The following is a 5,618-nucleotide window of genomic DNA, read 5'->3' on the forward strand; positions in this document are numbered from 1 at the left end:
CCACCTGGCTCAACGACTACAACACCGTCCATCCACATTCCGCGCTGGCAATGCGCTCGCCCGTCGAGTTCAGATCAGCGCTCAACTCCAGCCAGGCTGTCCGGTGAAATGGGGGGCACTCCATTCCTGCCAAGCAGCGACGATGGCTATGATCGTCGGCGAGAACAGGATGGTCAGCATGACCGGGCTTCGAATGGCGAAGGGCAGCTTCGAGAGCGCCAGGGCCTCGGCATCCTCGAAGCGTTCGAACCAGCGATCCAGCTTGCCGGCGATCCTGGCTGCGAGCCAGCTCAAAGAGGCGAAGACCACGCATAGGAGGACGAAGTCGCCGACAGAGCTGCCTTGGGCCGCGGACCCGATAATGGCGGCGACGGGAATGAAGAAGGCGCAGGCCGTCAGGATGGCGGGGATCGGGCGGTAAAGGAATTGTCCGAGCAGGACCCCGATCAGAATGAGGTAGCCGGACAGGACCATGGCCGTAAGGCCCATGGCCATTCCCGAAAACTGATCCATGTCGCGATCGGATTGACGGTCGCCGAGCGCCGCCTTCATTTTCCACTGCGCATCCTGACGGGCCGATGCCTCGTCGCGGCCGTAGCCGGTGACCTCGATCTTGTCGCTCATCGCGTCCTCTCGTTCTTCCGCTGTTGGTGGTGTGACCCCACGAATGTGGCCTCCGAAGGGCGCCGCAGAAAAACCGGCAGTCGCGCCGGGCGCGTCCCCCCGCATCGGGTTTCGACACTTCGGGTGGTCTGATGTATGATCGAGGAAGGCTGTTCTTCAGACGGACGATGCCGAATAGCGCCGAAATCAGTTCAGACCGACGGGGCTCACTTGGCCCGGGAGGGTCGGTTCGGCTTCGCGTGCGGCTTTTCGGCCCCGTAGAGGTGATCATGGACGGCCAGCCTCTGCGCGCGTTCCAATCGCCGCGATTGCAGCGGCTCCTGGCGCTGATCGTGCTTCGCACAGAGGCGCAGAACCGGTCGCGGCTGGCGTTCGAGCTTTGGCCTTCCTCAACCGAAGCTCAGGCGCGGACAAACCTCCGCAAGCTGTTGCATGAGTTCCGGCGGGCTCTTCCGCAGGTGGAGCGATTCGCCGAAATCGGACCCGACAGCGTGCGATGGCGCGCCACCGATGCGAGCTGGGTCGACGCCCTGCGGTTCCGCGACGCCATTGCATCCGGCGATCTCGAATGCGCCGCGCGGATCTACCGGGGCGACCTGCTTCCGGCCTGCTACGACGACTGGGTGCTGGCGGAACGTGAGGGATTTCGAGCCGAAGCGCTTGCCCTTCATCGCCAACTTGCCGAGGCGGCGGCCGTGCGCGGAGATCACAGCGCCGCGATCGGATATGCCAGGGCGGTCGGTGCGCTGGACTTTGCCGACGAGGCCGCCGTTCGGCTCGAGGTGGAAGCGCATCTTGCACAGGGCGACCGGACATCGGCCCTGCGGGCCTATCGGACCTTCGCCGAGGCGCTCCGCCGCGAGCTCGCCGTTGATCCCTCGGCGGAAATCGCGGCGCTGCAGGGGCAAATCGACGCCGCGTTTTCGGAGAGGCAGTGCACTCCCACAGCACGGGGCGAAGCCGCCAGCGCTTCAAACCTGGTGGGCCGGGCACCGGAATGGCGCGCGCTGGCCAAGGCGTGGACGTCGGTGAAAGCGGGGCGCGCGCACTTGCTGGTGTTGACCGGGGAACCGGGGATCGGAAAATCGCGGCTCGCGCAGGAATTCGGCTCACATCTTCACGGCGAGGGGCACGCGCTGGCAACGGCGCGGGCCTACGAAGCGGCTGGAAGGCTTCCCTGGGGGCCGGTCATCGACCTTCTCCGGTCGGCCAGCATCGCACCCCGCCTGCGCGACCTGGACCCGATCTGGCGCTCGGAGCTGGCCAGGCTCGTGCCGGAGCTGGGTGATCTCGAACCACCGGCTCGAGAGCCCGTCGCCAGACGCCACCTGCTCTTCGATGCCGTATCCGCCGCGATCGCGGCCAATGAAGAGCCGAAGCTTGTGATCCTCGACGATCTTCAGTGGTGCGACGTCGAGACAATCGAGTTCATCGGTTACCTCCTGTCTTCGCGTCCCCGGGACCCGCTCCTGATCGTCGGGACCGCGCGATGGGAGGAGCTTCCCGATGGCCACCCACTGCCGAGAATGATCGACGCCCTGCAGGCCGACGGGGCCGCGACGGTCGTGGCGCTGCACCCGCTCGACAAGGCATCGACCGCCGCCCTCGCGGCGGGGCTGCGGGAGGGGGACGCGATCGATCCGGAAGCGGCGACGCGCTTGTGGGAGGAGACCGAAGGCAATCCCCTGTTCATCGTCGAAGCCGTGAAGTGCGGGATACCGGTGGAGGGCGGGCGGGCGATCCTGACCCCGACGATGCGCTCGGTGCTCCGGGCGAGGCTCGACCAGCTGACCGAAGGAGCACGAAAGCTGGCGGAGATGGCCGCGATCTTCGGCCGATCCTTCTCGGCGCGCGCACTGCAGAGTGTAATGGGCGCCGAAGCGGATTTGACCGATCGGCTCGACGAGTTGTGGCGCCGAGGGATCATCGGCGGCCATGGCCAAAGCTACGATTTCAGCCACGACAAGCTCCGGGACGTGACGCTCGAGATGATCGCTCCGGCGCGTCGGCGCAAGCTGCATCGGATGGTTGCCGAGGCTCTGGCGCAGGACCACGCGACGGACCCGGCCACCAGCGCGCAACTCGCCGCGCACTACGACCAGGCCGGAATGGTCATTCAGGCGATCGAGGCATATCGCGTCGCGGCGGCGCGGGCGGTTGCGATGTCGGGGTTCGACGAGGCCGTGGCTCTGTTCCGTCGTGCCCTGGAGTTGCTGGAGGAACTCCCGGCCAGACCGGAACGCGATGCTCTCGAACTCGACATCCGCATCGCGCTCGGCTCGCCTCTCGTGGCCCTCGAGGGCTACGGCTCGGCCGTATCACATCGGCTTTATGAACGCGCCCTGTCGCTATGCTGCAAACTCGACCGACCCGTCGCCCCGCCGGTTCTCCGGGGACTGGGCTTGGCCCGCCTGCAAGGCTGCCGGTTTGACCAAAGCACGAAACTGGCACGGGCGCTGATAGATCACGAAAGCGGTGATCACGTCGCCGCGACCGAGGGCCGTTACCTGATGGGTGTCAGTGCGTTCTGGCAGGGCGACCTGAAGACGTCGCTGCGCTACCTCGAGGCCGCAATCGCGCACTACGATCCGGCGCGCAGCGAAGAGCATTTGGCGCGCTACGCGCAGGATCCCAAGGCTGTCTGCCTGGTGCGGCTCGGGCTTGCTCGGCTCTGGTCCGGCGATCCAGAGTCGGCCATGTCGGCCGCCCGGACGGCCGCCGAACACGCAGAGCGTATCGACCATCTGATGACGTCGGCCTACGTGGTCACCTACTCGGCGATATTGGCCTCTGAAGCCGAGGACTACAGCTCCCTTGCCGCGCGTCTCGAAGAGGCGGACTGCATCTGGTCACGTTTCTCCGACCGCTACCTGAACATCGCTCTGAGCGCGCTGAGGGGCTGGCTGGAGGTGCAAGAAGGGCGCATGGCCGGCATCGACAAGATCCTCTGTGCGACCGTGCCTTCGCGGGTCGATGGCGAAACCCTGCACCTGAGCTTGATCCTGTATCTGCTCGCTCAGGCGCGCGTGCAGCGCGGCGAGTGGCGCGAAGCCTCGGCCGCAGCGCGCGAAGCGCTCGCGTGGTCAGAGCAGTGCAACCAGGGCTACTTGGTCCCCGAGCTGCTGCGCCTTCAGGGCGAAATTGCCTTCGAGTTGGGGGAGAGAGACACCGCCTGCGCCGCGCTGCACCGCGCCGTGAATGTCGCAAGCGCCCAAGGCGCCCGGTGGCTCACTCTCAAGGCGCTGCATTCGCGCGTCGGTCGGTTTCCCGATGCGGACCTGCGGCGACAGCTGGCCGCGCTCGCGGACGACATCCCGTCGGGACACGATCTGCCAGCGTTCCGCGCGGCAAGACGGTTCCTGCGCAATGCTGGCTAGGCCGGAACGGTTTCGGAACGCCAGACTGTGTAGCCTTCGGACACCAGGAGGAGGAACACGCCATGAGCACCGTCATCGACACGCTGGCGCAGAGGGTCAGGGGCCCGATTACCGCCGCCGGTGATCCTGGCTACGACGCGGCCCGCGCCGTCTACAACGCGATGCACGACCGCAGACCAACGGCGGTCGTCGGTTGCGTGGACGCCGCCGACGTTATGGCGTCGATCGCCGCGGCCCGAGAGGCCGGCCTTGACCTTGCCGTCCGCGGCGGCGGGCACAGCGTGCCCGGCTTCGGCACGGTCGATGGCGGGTTGGTCGTGGACCTGTCGCGGATGAACGACGTGCGCGTCGACCCCGAGACGCGGACCGCCCGGGTCGGCGGAGGCGCGACACTCGGCGACGTCGACCGTGCCACCCATCCGTTCGGCCTCGCGCTTCCGGGCGGCATCATCTCGACCACCGGCGTCGCCGGGCTGACGCTCGGGGGCGGGCTCGGATACCTGACGCGCCGCGCCGGGTTCACCATCGACAACCTGCTGGCGGCCGATGTCGTTCTGGCCGACGGCCGGCAGGTTACCGCGAGTCACTCCCAAAACGAGGACCTGTTCTGGGCCCTGCGCGGCGGCGGCGGCAACTTCGGCGTGGTCACCAGCTTCGAGTTCCGGCTGCACGAGGTCGGCGACGTGGTCGGCGGGCCGCTGTTCTACGAGTTCGACGATGCCGCGGCGGTCCTGCAGGGCTATCGCGACTACATCGAGATCGCCCCCGAGGCGCTGGGATGCTTCTTCGGCTGGCAGATCGCACCGCCCTTGCCCTTCATTCCCGAAGACCGGGTCGGCGACCTGTTCTGCGTGCTCGTCCCGTGCTGGACCGGACCGCGCAAGGACACCGAGCGGGTCCTGAAACCGCTCCGGGACGTCGCCGAGGTCAAGGCCGAGCACTGCACGGCGATGCCGTTTCCAGCCCTCAACAGCCTCTTTGACGACGCCGTTCCGAAGGGCATGCAGCACTACTGGAAGGCCGACTACATCACCGAGCTCACGGACGAGGCGATCGCCGCGCACATCGCGCACGGACGGCACACGCCGACGGTCAGCTCGTCGATGCACCTGCACCCGATCAATGGTGCCGCGCAGCGGGTCGGCGCCGACGAGACCGCCTTCGGTCACCGCGACAAGACCTTCTCGCCGGTGATCGCCGGCATCTGGAGCGACCCAGCCGACAACAAAGCCAACATCGAATGGGTCAGGAATTACTACGACGCCATCCACCCGTTCTCCGGAGGCGAAGGCGGATACGTCAACTTCATGTCCGAGGATGACGGCTTCCGGTCTGCGGCCAACTACGGGGCGAACTATGCGCGGTTGGCGTCGGTCAAGGCCAAGTATGACCCCTGCAATGTCTTCCACATCAATCAGAACATCGAACCGGCGCGGCAGCGTGTAGCGACTTGAGGCAAGACTTCGCTTCGGCGTCCGCCACGTTCCATCAGGGTGTGGAGTGCCCCCCATTTCACCGGACAGCCTGGCTGGAGTTGAGCGCTGATCTGAACTCGACGGGCGAGCGCATTGCCAGCGCGGAATGTGGATGGACGGTGTTGTAGTCGTTGAGCCAGGT

3 protein-coding genes are annotated in these 5,618 nt (G+C 66.6%); 2 read left to right on the forward strand and 1 reads right to left on the reverse strand.

The annotated features are described in order from the left end of the window. Positions 1-81 precede the first annotated feature (81 nt). Entirely contained in the window at positions 82-624 is a 543-nt protein-coding gene (locus tag ACXYMW_RS19565) for a hypothetical protein (RefSeq protein ID WP_459037009.1), read from the reverse strand. 269 nt (positions 625-893) lie between these two features. Between ACXYMW_RS19565 and ACXYMW_RS19570 the strand changes: the two genes are divergently transcribed. Beyond that, complete coding sequence (locus ACXYMW_RS19570) at positions 894-4,001, forward strand: ATP-binding protein (protein ID WP_459037011.1); 3,108 nt, start codon at positions 894-896, stop codon at positions 3,999-4,001. A gap of 62 nt (positions 4,002-4,063) precedes the next feature. Further along, positions 4,064-5,455 carry an FAD-binding oxidoreductase gene (locus ACXYMW_RS19575; RefSeq protein ID WP_459037010.1) on the forward strand — a complete coding sequence of 464 codons (1,392 nt, stop codon included), beginning with the start codon at positions 4,064-4,066 and terminating at the stop codon, positions 5,453-5,455. The last annotated feature ends 163 nt before the right edge of the window (positions 5,456-5,618 follow it).

Source organism: Roseivivax sp. CAU 1761 (genome assembly GCF_054482755.1).

Coding starts and splice junctions, on each gene's coding strand:
- ACXYMW_RS19575 (WP_459037010.1), top strand. CDS start 4,064: ATGAGCACCGTCATCGACACGCTGGCGCAGAGGGTCAGGGGCCCGATT.
- ACXYMW_RS19565 (WP_459037009.1), bottom strand. CDS start 624: ATGAGCGACAAGATCGAGGTCACCGGCTACGGCCGCGACGAGGCATCG.
- ACXYMW_RS19570 (WP_459037011.1), top strand. CDS start 894: ATGGACGGCCAGCCTCTGCGCGCGTTCCAATCGCCGCGATTGCAGCGG.